This is a genomic window from Synechococcus sp. MIT S9451 (assembly GCF_047304725.1).
Classification (GTDB): Bacteria; Cyanobacteriota; Cyanobacteriia; order PCC-6307; family Cyanobiaceae; genus Synechococcus_C.
On the sequence record NZ_CP138971.1, the window covers coordinates 880,159 to 893,557 of the forward strand.

Here is a 13,399-nt window from a genome sequence, read left to right on the forward strand (position 1 = left end):
TTCTTTTGAACTCGTCGTTCGGTGCTGCGGTCTCCACCTATGACGCTGCGGCAACACCTCAGCGGTTGGCAGCCGATCGGCTGGCAGAGGAAGCATGGCGGTTGCTCGCGTCTGACAGCAGCGCTGCCCCTGTCAAGGCGCCTGATTGTCTGCTCGATCTTGGATGCGGCACTGGTCTGGTCACGCGTGCCTGGCTGGATCTGTTGCAGGACCAAGGGCAGCTGCCACCTCGTCAGCTGCTGCTATTGGATCAGGCTCCCGAAATGGTGGCTCACGCCATGGCTCTGCTCTCAGAGCGTCATGGAGCGGTGCAGGGGCTGTCCGTTGATGCCTTCAGCTCCGATCTGGTGCGTGTTCTCGCCGAGAGGCCTGTTGCCGATGGCATGCGTCTGATCCTGTCCAGCTATGCGCTCCAGTGGAGTGAGGCCCCGCTGACGGTGTTGCGTGAGGTATGGGCGAGGCTGCTCCAACCTGGTGACTGGTTGGCCCTCGTGGTGCCAGATGCCCGCAGCTTGGCCTTGCTCAGGAGGGCTCTGTCAGCGGCGTCCTTACCCAATCATTTGATCGAGCTGCCCGCAGAACAGGATTTGATTGGGCCAGCGGCGCAACGCTGCCTCGATTCCAGGTTCATTTGGGTTGGTAGTGGATCGTTTGCCAACGCGGTCGCGGTGGATTCGGCCCTGGCCTACCTGCGCCACTTCGCACTGATCGGCGCCCGTCCACCAACCTCTCGCTATTCGCGCCCCCAATTGGTTCGTCTGCGGCGTGTCTTGGATCAGCAATTACGCGAAGGGCCAGCGGTGCTGGATTACCACTCCACCTGGATGGTGTTGCGCCGGCGTTGAAGCCGGCAGCTTTGGGGCTTAGCCCTCTAGAGGTGATTCGCTGCCCTGGGCCTGATGCACTTCGTTGCCGCCGAGTCCGAAGCCGGCATGGACCGCTTGAACGGCAGCGATGCCATCGGCTTCTGCCACCACGCAACTGGTACGGATTTCGCTGGTGGCGATCAGTTCGATATTGAGGCCGGCATCGGCCAGATAGCGGAACATCCGGCCAGCTGTCCCGGCTGTGGCAGGCATGCCTGCTCCAACGGCACTAACGCGGGCGATGGCGGGGCCATCCTCAAGCTGGGCACCAGGCCACTGGGCAAGCAAAGGTGCGAGCGCCTGATCGGCGCGCGAGCGCTCGTCCCGCTTGAGGGTGAAGGTGATGTCGCGGCTGCCGTCGGCATGTTGCCGTTCCGACTGCACGATCGCGTCCAGACTGATGCTCGCATCAGCGAGGGCGGAGCAGAGGGCTGCTGCAGTGCCCGGCTTGTCGGGCACATGGCGCACACTCACCTGGGCCTGATCGCGATCGAGGGCAACGCCGCGTACTTCGGGCTCGCCTTCTCCGGACGTTGGTGGATTGAGGTGAACCTGGTGTTCATCGAGTTCAAAGGCGTCGGAGACGGCTCTTAGCGCTTTGCCGCCGAATTCCGCATCGATGACGCAGCTCAGCTTCACTTCGCTGGTGGCGATCAGGCGCAGATTGATACCGGCCCTGGAGAGAGTGTCGAAGAGACCGGCGGCAATGCCTGGGCGGCCCATGATCCCGGCGCCATTAATGCTCAGCTTGCTCATGCCGCCTTGTGCGACAAGCTGCCCCCCATCACGATCTAGAAGGCCTGCGCAAATCGCCCGCGCTGTGGGCAGATCTGCATCGGCAACGGTGAAGGTGATGTCGTTGCTGCTGCCTTCGTGGGTGGCCTGAATGATCAGGTCCACATTCACGCCTCCGGCGGAGAGGGCTTCGAAGAGCTTGGCAGCCACGCCCGGTTGATCTGGCACATGGGAAAGGGCCAGCACGGCCTGGTCTTCCACCAGGTCAGCGCCATCAACCGGCCGGCCCAGTTCGAGTCCGTCGCGGCCGATCGGTCGGCCGCTGCGACTGGTGAGGGTGGTGCCGGGTTCATTGCTCCAACTGGAGCGCACCACGAGGGTGACGCCGTAATTGCGTGCGATCTCCACGGCCCTGGGATGGAGCACCGCGGCGCCGAGACTGGCGAGTTCGAGCATCTCGTCGCAGCTCACCTGAGGCATCAGTTGGGCATCTTTCACCTTGCGCGGGTCGGTGGTGAGCACCCCGGGGACATCGGTGTAAATCTCACAAGCATCCGCACCGAGTGCTGCCGCCAGGGCTACGGCAGAGGTGTCGGAGCCGCCTCGGCCCAGCGTGGTGATCTCCGCGGTTCCGCCGCTGCTCTGGCTAGTGCCTTGGAACCCTGCCACGACGACCACCTGACCCTCATCGAGACGACTGCGCAGCCGGTTGGTCCGCACTTCGAGGATGCGCGCTCGTCCGTGGGCCGATTCCGTCACGATTCCCACTTGGGGCCCTGTCATTGACACCGCTGGGATGCCAAGGGCATTGAGGGCCATCGACAGCAGGGCGATCGATACCTGCTCCCCGGTGGCCAGCAGCATGTCCATCTCTCGCTGAGGCGGGTCACTGCTAATCGCCCGTGCCTTGCTGGTGAGCTCGTCAGTGGTGTGGCCCATGGCCGACACCACGATCACCAGATCGTTGCCCTCCTCTTTGCTGGCGGCAATGCGCTGGGCTACCGCCTTGATGCGCTCCACATCAGCGACGGAGGTGCCACCGAATTTCTGCACCAGCAGCGCCATGCCAGCCGTCTCATACCGCTGGTGATTGTCTCACTGGGCTCCCCCACCGGCTACGGCTCCCAAGAGCCCATCCCGGAAGGCAGCAGCCGGCTGGGCTCCGCGTTTGAGTGATGCTTCCACCTCCAGCAGCCGACCGAGCAGGTTGAGGCAGCGGTTTGGCGGGCGACCTTGCAACTGCTTGCGCATTACATAAATGCGTTTGGGGTTGCCGATTCCCGCCGCTTTGGCGATCACGGCGACATCCCGTTCGCCTTGTTGTTCCATCAGGCTCACCCAAAGCCATCCCCGGATCTGGCCGGTGAGGGTTGCCACGATGCGCAGGGCTGGTTCACCGGCATCGATCAATGCATCCAGGCGACAGATGGCTTCGCCCACCTGGCCTTCCAGCAAGGCATCGCCCACTTGCAAAGCATTGGCGGCTTGGCCATCAATCAATGCAGCCACAGCATCGGCAGTGATCGTGGCGCTGCCGGTGCTGCTGGCATGAAGGGCAAGTTTTTGCAGTTCCGCATTCAGCCGCGCACTGTCATTGCCAATGGCGTCGATCAGGGCATCCACTGCTGTGGGCTCTAGGTCGAGGGCGAGCTCGCTGGCGGTGCGTTCCACCAGTTGGCGCTGGCCAGCTCCATCCCAGACGGCCGGGAGTTGAAATCGCTCTTCATTGGCGAGCTTGGCTTTGATCCGTTTCTGAAGGGTCTTGGTGGTGCGCAAACGGCCATCGGGCTTGGCCGGGTTGCACAGCACCAGATGGCTTGTGTCGGGGATTAACTCAAGGGCAGCGTCGAAGCGGTCGGCCAGTTCGCTTGGACAGGCGTTGCAGAAGGGAGACCGTTGTAAAAGCACCAGCCGGTCGCCGCTGCCAAATGGCGGGGTTCGGGCCTCCTCCAGAGCCTGCAGAGCCTGGCCGCTGTCGCCACCATCGAGGCGGCTGAGATTGATGCTGCTCCAGGTTGGGTCCACCACGCTGTCGATCAGCTTTGTCACTGCTCTTTCAAGGGCTGCGCTGTCGTCGCCCCAGAACAGGTGCACGGGCATGGCAGGCTGACCGCGGAGGATGCTGAAGTCTGCCCCCTGCCGCAAGCCCTTGTGACCCAAGAGGTGCACAGTGATCATCCGATCTTCACCGAAAGCATCCGACGCATTCGCCTGTTACTCGGCGACACCGGTTTAGACCCTCTGCAGCAGCAGGTTTTGGAACGGCTTGTGCACAGCAGTGGGGATCCTTCTTTGGCTCCTCTGCTCCGGTTCAGTGCAGGGGCCTGCGACCAGGGCCTGGCAGCGCTTCAGGCCGGTGCGCTGATTCTCACCGACACGGCGATGGCAGCAGCGGCGGTGGCACCGATGGCCAAGCGCACGGGAGGGAATGCAGTCAATTCATTACTGGATTGGGCCCCTTCCCAAGCACCGGAAGGGTCGACCCGTTCGGCCGCTGCGATGGCAGCCTGCTGGCCTGTGCTTTCGCGCCGTGCATTGGCAGAGGCCAGGCCATTACCGCTGTTGTTGGTGGGCAGTGCCCCGACTGCGCTGGAGCAACTGATGGACCAACTGTTGGAGGGTGCAGCTGCGCCCAGCCTGGTGATCGGGATGCCCGTTGGGTTTGTGGGCGTACCAGAAAGCAAACGTCGTTTGGCAGCCACGGACCTGCCCCAGATCCGGCTCGAAGGAACCCGTGGTGGTGCAGGCCTGGTGGCGGCAGCTTGCAATGCGTTGCTGCGGGCAGGAGCAAGCGCTTAGGCATTCGGTTTGGGGGAGGCAGTTCAGGCAGCGAGTTGATCCAGCACCTGCTGAGCCCTTTGCACCACCGGTGTGGGCACGCCCGCCAGTCGTGCTGCTTCGATGCCATAGCTGCGGCTGGCGCCTCCAGGGGCGACTTGATGCAGGAACAGGAGGTCTTCCCCGGTTTCTTTCACAAGGACCTGGTAATTGGCCACATTGCCCCGCTGATCCGCCAGGGCATTGAGTTCGTGGTAATGCGTGGCGAACACAGTCCTGGCTTGGAGTTCGCCAGCCAGGTGCTCACTCACGGCCCAGGCGATTGAGAGGCCATCGAAGGTGGCGGTGCCTCTCCCGATCTCGTCCAAAAGCACCAACGATCGTTCACTGGCGTGGTGGAGGATGTTGGCGGTTTCGGCCATTTCCACCATGAAGGTGGATTGGCCTGCTGCCAGATCATCAACGGCGCCAACACGGGTGAAGATGCGGTCGGCGATACCGATGCAAGCCGACTGCGCCGGCACCCATCCACCCATTTGGGCAAGCAGCTGGATCAGACCGATCTGACGGAGATAGCAGCTCTTGCCGCTGGCATTGGGGCCGGTCAAAACCACCAGGTCGATGTCGCTTCCGAGCCCGATGTCGTTGGGTGTGAAGTGCTCTTCCACCAGCAGTTGTTCCACCACAGGATGGCGGCCGGCCTCCACGATCAGCGCGCGGCTGTCATTGATCTCAGGTGCGCACCAACCTTCGGTGGCGGCCACGTCCGCCAGGCTGCTGAGGGCATCCAAACCAGCAACGGCTCGGGCTGATCTTCGGATTGCTTCAGCGTGCTGGCCCACCTCCTCCCGCAGGGTGCAGAACAGTTCGTATTCGCGTTGAGCGCTGCGAGCTCTGAGCTGAAAGATGGTGCCTTCTCGTGCCTTCAGGTCGGGGGTGATGAAGCGTTCTTCGTTGGCCAGGGTTTGGCGGCGGATCCAGTGGTCGGGCACGGACGTGGATTTGGCGCGGCTCACGGAGAGGAAGTAGCCAAAGGTGCGGTGATATTGCAGGCGCAGATTGGTGTTGCCGCTCAGCTGGCGTTCGAGAAGTTCCTGGTCCGCCAACCAGCTGTCCTGGTCGTCGAGCTGGTTGCGTAGCCCATCAAGGAGGGGGTCGACGCTGTCGTGGATCAGACCACCCTCACTCAGGTTCAGAGGAGGGTTCTCCACGAGTTCGTGTCGGATCGTGCGAGCCAGGCTCTGGAGTTCGCGATCCGGTACCAGCAAGTGCTCGAGCCAGTGGGGGCCAGCGTTGAGGCGTTCGCTGATCAGTTCCGCTAGCAAGGGCAGCCGTTCGAGCCCATCAGCGATGGCGACGAGATCACGAGCGCCAGCCTGGCCGGCTCCAGCGCGCCCCGCCAGACGTTCAAGGTCTCCCATCGGCCGCAGCAAACGCCGCAGGGCCTGCCGCAGTGGCCGGTTCTCCACGAGGGTGCTGACGGTGGATTGACGTTGCTGGATGGCCTGCGTCTTCACCAACGGGGCTTCGAGCCAGCGGCGTAGACAGCGACTACCCATGGCGGTGAGGGTTCGGTCGATCGCCCAGAGCAGGGAGCCTTGAAATTGACCATCACGCTGGGTTGAGGTCAGTTCGAGGTTGCGTCGGGTTTGGGCATCCAGCACCAGTGCATCACCGTTGAAGCGCAGGCTCGGTCGATCCAGTGGAGGCGCATTGAGGTCATCCTCTTCCAGCGGTCGGGTTTCGTTGAGATAGGCGAGCAGTCCTCCGGCAGCTCTTAAGGCCAGGGGGTGGTTCTGCAGACCGAGGCCATCAATGGTTGCGAGACGGTAGTGGCTGAGCAGTGCCTGCTCTGCTTCCGGGCGGCTGAAGGGGGTGCTGGCCATGGCCGTGAGCCGCTGTCGTTCCGGGCACCAGGCCGGTCGGCCGTTGGCGCTGTCGTTTGGATTGAGCTCGTGTCCAGGTCCCCAAAGCAGTTCCGCCGCATCGAGCCGCGCCAGCTCTTGATGCAGTTCGCTGCTGCTTTCCATTTGCAGCAGCACCAGTTCTCCGGTACTCACATCGGCGCTGGCCAGGCCCCAACGAAAGGGTTGCTTGCCCTGTGCCGGTTCCACGACCACGGCGGCCAGCCAGTTGTTGCGGCGAGCGCTCAGCATGCCTTCTTCAAGCACTGTGCCTGGCGTGAGCACCCGTGTGATGTCACGCCGCAGCAAGGTGCCCTTCGCGCTCCCCTTTGCTGGCGCAGCCTCCAGTTGATCGCAGAGTGCCACGCTGCGCCCCTTGCGGATCAGATCGGAGCAGTAACGCTCGGCTGCGTGGTGGGGGATGCCAGCCATGGGCACCCGTCCGACACTTTTACCTGCTTCCTTACCTGTGAGAGTGAGTTCCAGCAGGCGCGAGAGCTCGATTGCATCCTCGAAGAAGCATTCAAAGAAATCGCCGAGTCGATAGAGCAGCACCCGCTCCGGATGGGCTGCTTTCAGCTCAACGTAGTGGCGCAGCATTGGCGTGAGCTGCGCCGGCTCCACGAGACTGTGATGGCTCCAGGCGGGCAGGTCGTCGTCATTGCTTTCGAGCAGGCTGGTGTTTGCAGAGGGGTTGTCGTTGTCGGGCTGATCGTTGACACCGTCTTGTGCGGCTGTCGCGGTCTCCTCCGAGGCCTGACGCTGTCGAGGCCTTGCTTCGGCATCAGCGGTGAGGGCTGCGTCATTCAGCGGTGTGGTGCCGTCGCCATTGCCGTGTCGATCTGCCCTCCCGGTTGGCTGGGAGTTGTCCGGCCTTGCCAGCTCCGGATCCCCGAACAGATTGCCCTGCATGGCCAGATCCAGTTGGGGCACGGGGAGCGCTGGCGGGGGTTTGATCGTAAGGGTCTTGATAGCGACTCTTCACCACAAGCTGTAAAGGTTGGCGCTGGTCATGCCGGGACCCTCGGCCCCCGCGTGGGAGAATCCCAACCACCGACCTGGCGTCGACTTACTCCATGCAGATCCTCAACACCCTCACCGTTCTGGCCCTGGTGGTGATGTCGTTCGCCATGATTGTGGCTGTGCCCGTCCTCTACGCCTCTAACGAGGACAGTGGCAACTCCAATCGCCTGATTCTTCTCGGCGGCATCGCCTGGGTGGCCCTAGTGCTGCTCAATTGGGGTGTCAGTTTCTTTGTCGTCTGACACACAGACATTGATCTGATCGCACGTGGGTCTTCCACCGAGGTGGGAGCATGTGATCAGTTTCAGCCGGTCTTATGGCCATTTTTGAGGGTCGCTTCACCGATGCGCAGGCTCTGCGCATCGGTGTTGTTGTGGCTCGTTTCAACGATCTGGTCACCAGCAAGCTGCTCAGTGGCTGTCTCGACTGCTTGTCCCGGCATGGTGTGGATGCGACCGATACCAGCTCCCAATTGGATGTGGCCTGGGTTCCGGGGTCTTTTGAACTGCCATTGGTGGCTCAAACAATGGCTCGCAGCGGCAGCTATGACGTGCTGATCACTCTCGGAGCAGTGATTCGTGGCGACACCCCCCATTTCGATGTCGTCGTGGCTGAGGCCAGCAAGGGGGTGGCCTCAGTCGCGCGTGATACGGCTGTGCCGGTGATCTTCGGGGTCCTTACCACAGACACCATGCAACAGGCCCTGGAACGGGCTGGGATCAAGAACAATCTTGGCTGGAGCTATGGCCTTGAGGCTCTGGAGATGGGCTCTCTGATGAAAGCTCTCGGTTGATTGACTGAGGGCACCTTGTTAGTGCATGCTTTCCAGGTCGCGAGGGACACAACCTCACGGCCGACTTGCGGATGTAGCTCAGTGGTAGAGCATCTCCTTGCCAAGGAGAGGGTCGAGAGTTCGAATCTCTTCATCCGCTTGCTTATTGCTTCCTGATCAGTACTTGCTGGGGGGATGCATCATCAAATTCCAGCTGCTTGTAGAAGCCCGCGCTGTTCGTCGTCATGAGGTAGACACGTTCGGCGTTCCGAATCGCAGGGGCTGCGAGCAGGGCCTCGACCACCCGGCGCCCCAGTCCTCGCCCCTGCAAGTCTCCGGCAACCACCACGTCCCAGAGCACGGCGCGATGAATGCCGTCGCTATGGGCGCGGCCGAAGCCCACGATCCGCTTGCCACGCCACAGGCTGACGACCACCGTGCTGCCTGCCAGCATCTTCTTGAGGTCGCTCGTGGTGCGGTTCTCAGCCCAGAAGGCGTGCTTCTGGAAGAGCCGGCGCAACTTGATCAGGCCCCGGCTCGGACGCAGCCCGGGTCCCATGCCAAACCAGCGCAGGCCTGGGGCTCCAGGGGCATGTTCAACCAGGCGGATGCGTGCCATGGCATTGGATGTTGGTCTTCATCATCCGCCTCTGCGTTCACCAAGGCTGAATGGTGAGAAGACAACGGAGATCCCGAACTCCTCGGCGAATTCCAGCACCCTGCACCAGGCCCTGTGGTGACCGTCTGATTCGTCTGCTGAGGGGCGAAGGATTCCGCGCAGGATCACGGGCGCCTGATGGCTCTGAAGCGTCATTTCGAACAGAGGCCAGCCCACATCGCTCTGCACCCCATCCTCCCGAAAGCTGGGCACCACATCCAGGCTGCCAATCAGTACGCGCCGGAGGTTGCTGTCCCAGTTGTAGGCAATCCCATAGCGCACCAGCAGATCTGCCGCCAAAGCCCAGGAGCGGCCTTCTGTATCGATGACGACGGGCAGAGCTTCGCCACGGGCCCGCATGCTGCTGGTTCGTTGGAACTGAAGTGGAGTCTTCTGTTCGATGACGCTCTCGTCCGGATCGGGCTCGGGTGAAGCCTGTTTGTTGAGCAGGTTCTTGATCCGCTGACGCAGTTGATCGCCGCCATCGCTGCTGCCATTGGCTTCGAGCTGGAGTAAATCCCAGCGTTCTCCAGTGCCGCCCCAGATCATGGGGCCATAGTTGTCGTGCAGGATCCGACCGTCGCGGTTGGAGGCTGCTTCGGCATGGGTCATCACCGTTTGGATGGTGATGTCTTCCGCCTGCCAGCCCCAGCTGCGGGCAATGGCTGCCGTTTCCGCGCACAATCCTTGCAATTGCGCCACCGTTGGCGGCTGGCTCCAGGGATCGGGCTGACCTCCCATGCAGGCGCAGGAGAGGGCAACGGAATTGTTGTTGCGCCCCCATGTATGCGCTGGTAGATCAACGCTGTAGGCATGGAGGCGGTGCACCCGCCCATCACCATTGATGATGGAGTGGTAGTGGCCGCTGCGAACCCAGTCGTAGTGGGTTGCCGTCCAGTGCAGATAGATGGTGGCTCCCATGTTGTCTGCTTAGCCAGCTGTTTTGAAGCGTGCTGTTTTGCAGAGCTGGCGGGCGAGTCGCGTGTTCTCAGTAGGCTGGCCCCCAGACGATCCGCTGCATCCATGCTCAAGCTCCTGCTGGGTGATCCCAATGCCCGCAAGCTGAAGCGCTACCAGCCGATCGTCTCTGACATCAATCTGCTGGAGGAGGAGATTGCTCCTCTCAGTGATGACGACCTGCGCCGTCGCACGGCTGACTTCCGTCAGAAGCTGGAGAACGCCGGCTCGCTTCAGAAACAGCGGCCCCTTCTTGATGAACTTCTGCCGGAGGCTTTCGCGGTTGTGCGTGAAGCCGGGAAGCGGGTGCTGGGCATGCGTCACTTCGATGTGCAGATGATCGGGGGCATGGTTCTGCATGAGGGTCAGATCGCCGAGATGAAGACCGGTGAGGGCAAGACCTTGGTGGCCACGTTGCCCAGTTACCTCAATGCACTCACCGGCCGCGGCGTTCATGTCGTCACCGTGAACGACTATCTGGCTCGGCGTGACGCGGAGTGGATGGGCCAGGTGCATCGTTTCTTGGGCCTTTCGGTGGGTCTGATCCAGCAGGACATGGATCCCGCCACCCGGCGCAAAAACTATGGATGTGACATCACCTATGCGACCAATTCAGAACTGGGGTTTGATTACCTTCGCGACAACATGGCCAATGACATCAGCGAGGTGGTGCAGCGCGAGTTCCAGTACTGCGTGATTGATGAGGTTGATTCGATCCTGATCGATGAGGCCCGCACGCCTCTGATTATTTCCGGTCAGGTGGAAAGACCTCAGGAGAAATACCAGCAGGCGGCGCAGGTGGCAGATACTCTCGAGCGTGCGGCCGAAATGGGGAAGGACGGCATCGATCCCGAAGGGGATTACGAGGTGGATGAGAAACAGCGCAGTTGCACCCTTACCGATGAAGGTTTTTCAAAGGCAGAGAAACTACTTGGTGTGAGTGATCTTTATGACCCTCAAGATCCCTGGGCGCATTACATTACGAATGCGCTGAAGGCAAAGGATTTGTTCGTCCGCGATGTGAACTACATCGTGCGTGATGGCGAAGCCGTGATTGTTGATGAATTCACCGGCAGGGTGATGCCTGGTCGACGCTGGAGTGATGGGCAGCACCAGGCGATCGAAGCTAAAGAGAGCCTGCAGATTCAGCCGGAAACACAGACGCTGGCTTCGATTACCTACCAAAACTTCTTTTTGCTTTACCCCCGCTTAGCCGGGATGACAGGGACGGCCAAGACTGAGGAAGTGGAGTTCGAGAAGACTTACAAACTCGAGACCACGATTGTGCCCACCAATCGAGTGCGAGCCCGCCGTGATCTGGCCGATCAGGTTTACAAAACTGAAACCGCTAAATGGCGAGCGGTGGCGAAAGAGACCGCTCAGATCCACCACGATGGCCGGCCGGTCCTGGTGGGTACCACCAGCGTCGAAAAGAGCGAGCTGCTCAGCACCCTGTTGGCCGAGGAATCCATTCCTCACAACCTGCTCAACGCCAAGCCAGAAAACGTGGAGCGGGAGGCTGAGATCGTGGCGCAGGCCGGCCGCTCCGGTGCTGTGACGATCGCCACCAACATGGCGGGCCGCGGTACCGACATCATTCTCGGTGGAAACAGTGACTACATGGCACGCCTGAAGTTGCGAGAGGTGCTCTTGCCCAGGCTGGTCAAGCCGGAGGAGGGTCATCGCCCACCTGTGCCTCTCCAGCGCAGTCAAGAGGCTTCTGGGTTTGCGGCTAAGGCAGCGCCTTCCTCAGGGCCCCACGGCAGCGCACCGAGCGAAGCCAGGGCCATCGGCAGCCTGTATCCCTGTCAACTCAGTGATGACACGGACCAGGCGCTGGCCGATCTTGCTCGTGATCTGATCAAGGCCTGGGGTGATCGTGCCCTCAGCGTGATTGAGCTGGAGGATCGCATTGCCACGGCGGCAGAGAAGGCTCCTACTGAGGATGAGCAGATTGCCGCTTTGCGGTCGGCGATTGGCCGAGTGAAGGCGGAATACGACGAGGTGGTCAAACAGGAAGAGGCTCGTGTGCGTGAGGCGGGTGGTCTCCATGTCATCGGCACTGAACGGCATGAATCCCGTCGTGTCGATAACCAGCTACGAGGTCGAGCCGGCCGCCAGGGGGACCCCGGCAGCACTCGCTTTTTCCTGTCGCTTGGCGACAACTTGCTGCGCATCTTTGGTGGTGACCGGGTCGCTGGACTGATGAATGCCTTCCGCGTCGAGGAGGACATGCCGATTGAGTCGGGGATGTTGACCCGCTCTCTCGAAGGTGCGCAAAAGAAGGTGGAAACGTATTACTACGACATCCGTAAGCAGGTCTTTGAGTACGACGAAGTGATGAACAATCAGCGCCGGGCTGTCTACACCGAACGGCGCCGCGTGCTCGAGGGGCGTGAGCTTAAGAAGCAGGTGATTGGCTATGGAGAGCGCACGATGAATGAAATCGTTGAGGCCTATGTGAACCCCGATCTCCCGCCTGAGGAGTGGGATCTTGGTCAGCTGGTGGGCAAGGTTCAGGAGTTTGTCTATCTGCTTGAGGATCTAAAGCCCGATCAACTCAGTGGTCTCTCCATGGATGACCTCAAGGCATTTCTGCAGGAGCAGCTACGCAACGCCTACGACCTCAAGGAGGGCCAGATTGAACAAGAACGCCCAGGCCTCATGCGCGAAGCTGAGCGTTTCTTCATTCTCCAGCAGATCGATACCCTCTGGCGGGAGCATCTCCAAGCGATGGATGCGCTGCGCGAATCGGTTGGCCTGCGCGGTTATGGCCAGAAAGATCCGCTGATCGAATACAAGAATGAGGGCTATGACATGTTCCTGGAGATGATGACCAACATGCGCCGCAACGTGATTTATTCGATGTTCATGTTCCAGCCAGCTCCTGCGGCTCAGCAGACAGCAAGCGCCTGATTGTCTCTGGGTCAGTCCCCCAAGAACTCGAGGATCTCTCGGTCCTTGAGGTTCTGAGATTTGCCACTACGCACCTCACTGATCGGCCGTCCCGCTGCGACGGCCTTGAGGCAGGCCTGCAGGGTGCCCACCTGGCTCTCCAGTTGATCGATTCGCTCCATCAGGTTGCGAATGACGTTGGCCTCGGCATCTGGCAAGGCGGAGTGGGCTAGCGGGTTGATCCGCACTCCACTCTGGTGAATCACCCTGCCGGGAATCCCGACCACGGTGGAATCGGCCTCCACGTCGCGCACTACCACCGAGCCTGCTCCAATGCGGGTGTTGGTGCCGATCTTCAGAGCCCCCAGCACCTTGGCACCGGCTCCCACCACCACATTGCTGGCGAGGGTGGGGTGACGTTTGCCGCTTTCCTTGCCTGTTCCTCCCAGGGTCACTCCCTGGTACAGCAGGCAGTGGTCTCCCACCTCGGCGGTTTCGCCGATCACCACCCCCATGCCGTGGTCGATAAACACGCCGCTGCCGATGCGGGCACCGGGGTGAATTTCGATACCGGTCAGGCCCCGGCTTAGCTGGCTCAGCAGCCGAGCTGGAAGTTTGAGGGGTAGGCGGGAGTGCCACAGCCGGTGGCTGAGACGGTGGACTGTGATGGCCTGAAAGCCCGGATAGCAGAGCAGGATCTCTAGAGCGCCTCGTGCCGCAGGGTCCCGCTCACGGATGAGGGCCATGTCAGCTCGGATCTGCTTGAACATGGCCTTGTCAGTTTGGACGCTTGCCTGGTGCAGGCATCATC

At 61.4% G+C, this 13,399-nt stretch carries 11 protein-coding genes and 1 tRNA gene; 6 read left to right on the forward strand and 6 right to left on the reverse strand.

What is annotated here, in order from left to right; all coding sequences use genetic code 11:
• The first annotated feature begins 5 nt into the window (after nucleotides 1-5).
• On the forward strand, nucleotides 6-845 hold the full coding sequence (locus tag SIB72_RS04570; RefSeq protein ID WP_413744756.1) for a methyltransferase domain-containing protein: 840 nt from the start codon (nucleotides 6-8) through the stop codon (nucleotides 843-845).
• An 18-nt stretch (nucleotides 846-863) separates the two neighbouring features.
• Here the strand turns inward: SIB72_RS04570 and SIB72_RS04575 are convergent, their stop codons facing one another.
• Together SIB72_RS04575 and holA are read right to left on the reverse strand one after the other, a co-directional pair.
• Nucleotides 864-2,666: an aspartate kinase gene (locus SIB72_RS04575; RefSeq protein WP_115119374.1), complete on the reverse strand. Its 1,803-nt coding sequence runs from the start codon at nucleotides 2,664-2,666 to the stop codon at nucleotides 864-866.
• Between the two features lie 30 nt (nucleotides 2,667-2,696).
• Nucleotides 2,697-3,701, reverse strand: coding sequence for a DNA polymerase III subunit delta (gene holA, locus SIB72_RS04580; protein WP_413744757.1), 1,005 nt, complete (start codon nucleotides 3,699-3,701; stop codon nucleotides 2,697-2,699).
• A 51-nt stretch (nucleotides 3,702-3,752) separates the two neighbouring features.
• On the opposite strand from holA, the gene SIB72_RS04585 reads away from it, so the two are divergent.
• The gene (locus SIB72_RS04585; RefSeq protein WP_413744758.1) at nucleotides 3,753-4,400 is read left to right on the forward strand and encodes a precorrin-8X methylmutase; all 648 of its coding nucleotides are present in this window, start codon (nucleotides 3,753-3,755) and stop codon (nucleotides 4,398-4,400) included.
• A gap of 23 nt (nucleotides 4,401-4,423) precedes the next feature.
• Here the strand turns inward: SIB72_RS04585 and mutS are convergent, their stop codons facing one another.
• The gene (gene mutS, locus SIB72_RS04590; protein WP_413745045.1) at nucleotides 4,424-7,195 is read right to left on the reverse strand and encodes a DNA mismatch repair protein MutS; all 2,772 of its coding nucleotides are present in this window, start codon (nucleotides 7,193-7,195) and stop codon (nucleotides 4,424-4,426) included.
• A 164-nt stretch (nucleotides 7,196-7,359) separates the two neighbouring features.
• Here mutS and psbZ point away from each other — a divergent pair, with 164 nt between their 5' ends.
• From psbZ to SIB72_RS04605, 3 genes are all read left to right on the forward strand, one after another.
• Nucleotides 7,360-7,548: a photosystem II reaction center protein PsbZ gene (gene psbZ, locus SIB72_RS04595; protein ID WP_115119380.1), complete on the forward strand. Its 189-nt coding sequence runs from the start codon at nucleotides 7,360-7,362 to the stop codon at nucleotides 7,546-7,548.
• Between the two features lie 74 nt (nucleotides 7,549-7,622).
• The gene (gene ribH / locus SIB72_RS04600; RefSeq protein ID WP_413744759.1) at nucleotides 7,623-8,099 is read left to right on the forward strand and encodes a 6,7-dimethyl-8-ribityllumazine synthase; all 477 of its coding nucleotides are present in this window, start codon (nucleotides 7,623-7,625) and stop codon (nucleotides 8,097-8,099) included.
• Nucleotides 8,100-8,166: 67 nt separating this feature from the next.
• Nucleotides 8,167-8,238 (forward strand) — tRNA-Gly (locus SIB72_RS04605).
• A gap of 3 nt (nucleotides 8,239-8,241) precedes the next feature.
• Here SIB72_RS04605 and SIB72_RS04610 read toward each other — a convergent pair.
• Together SIB72_RS04610 and SIB72_RS04615 are read right to left on the reverse strand one after the other, a co-directional pair.
• The gene (locus SIB72_RS04610; protein ID WP_413744760.1) at nucleotides 8,242-8,697 is read right to left on the reverse strand and encodes a GNAT family N-acetyltransferase; all 456 of its coding nucleotides are present in this window, start codon (nucleotides 8,695-8,697) and stop codon (nucleotides 8,242-8,244) included.
• Nucleotides 8,698-8,718: 21 nt separating this feature from the next.
• Complete coding sequence (locus SIB72_RS04615; protein WP_413744761.1) at nucleotides 8,719-9,657, reverse strand: N-acetylmuramoyl-L-alanine amidase; 939 nt, start codon at nucleotides 9,655-9,657, stop codon at nucleotides 8,719-8,721.
• 102 nt (nucleotides 9,658-9,759) lie between these two features.
• On the opposite strand from SIB72_RS04615, the gene secA reads away from it, so the two are divergent.
• Nucleotides 9,760-12,609 (forward strand): preprotein translocase subunit SecA, encoded by a 2,850-nt coding sequence (secA, locus tag SIB72_RS04620; protein WP_413744762.1) that lies wholly within the window; start codon nucleotides 9,760-9,762, stop codon nucleotides 12,607-12,609.
• Between the two features lie 11 nt (nucleotides 12,610-12,620).
• On the opposite strand, the gene cysE is transcribed toward secA, so the two are convergent.
• On the reverse strand, nucleotides 12,621-13,391 hold the full coding sequence (gene cysE, locus SIB72_RS04625; RefSeq protein ID WP_256359479.1) for a serine O-acetyltransferase: 771 nt from the start codon (nucleotides 13,389-13,391) through the stop codon (nucleotides 12,621-12,623).
• Nucleotides 13,392-13,399 lie beyond the last annotated feature (8 nt).

Coding starts and splice junctions, on each gene's coding strand:
- SIB72_RS04575 (WP_115119374.1), bottom strand. CDS start 2,666: ATGGCGCTGCTGGTGCAGAAATTCGGTGGCACCTCCGTCGCTGATGTG.
- holA (WP_413744757.1), bottom strand. CDS start 3,701: ATGCCCGTGCACCTGTTCTGGGGCGACGACAGCGCAGCCCTTGAAAGA.
- mutS (WP_413745045.1), bottom strand. CDS start 7,195: ATGCAGGGCAATCTGTTCGGGGATCCGGAGCTGGCAAGGCCGGACAAC.
- psbZ (WP_115119380.1), top strand. CDS start 7,360: ATGCAGATCCTCAACACCCTCACCGTTCTGGCCCTGGTGGTGATGTCG.
- ribH (WP_413744759.1), top strand. CDS start 7,623: ATGGCCATTTTTGAGGGTCGCTTCACCGATGCGCAGGCTCTGCGCATC.
- SIB72_RS04610 (WP_413744760.1), bottom strand. CDS start 8,697: ATGGCACGCATCCGCCTGGTTGAACATGCCCCTGGAGCCCCAGGCCTG.
- SIB72_RS04615 (WP_413744761.1), bottom strand. CDS start 9,657: ATGGGAGCCACCATCTATCTGCACTGGACGGCAACCCACTACGACTGG.
- secA (WP_413744762.1), top strand. CDS start 9,760: ATGCTCAAGCTCCTGCTGGGTGATCCCAATGCCCGCAAGCTGAAGCGC.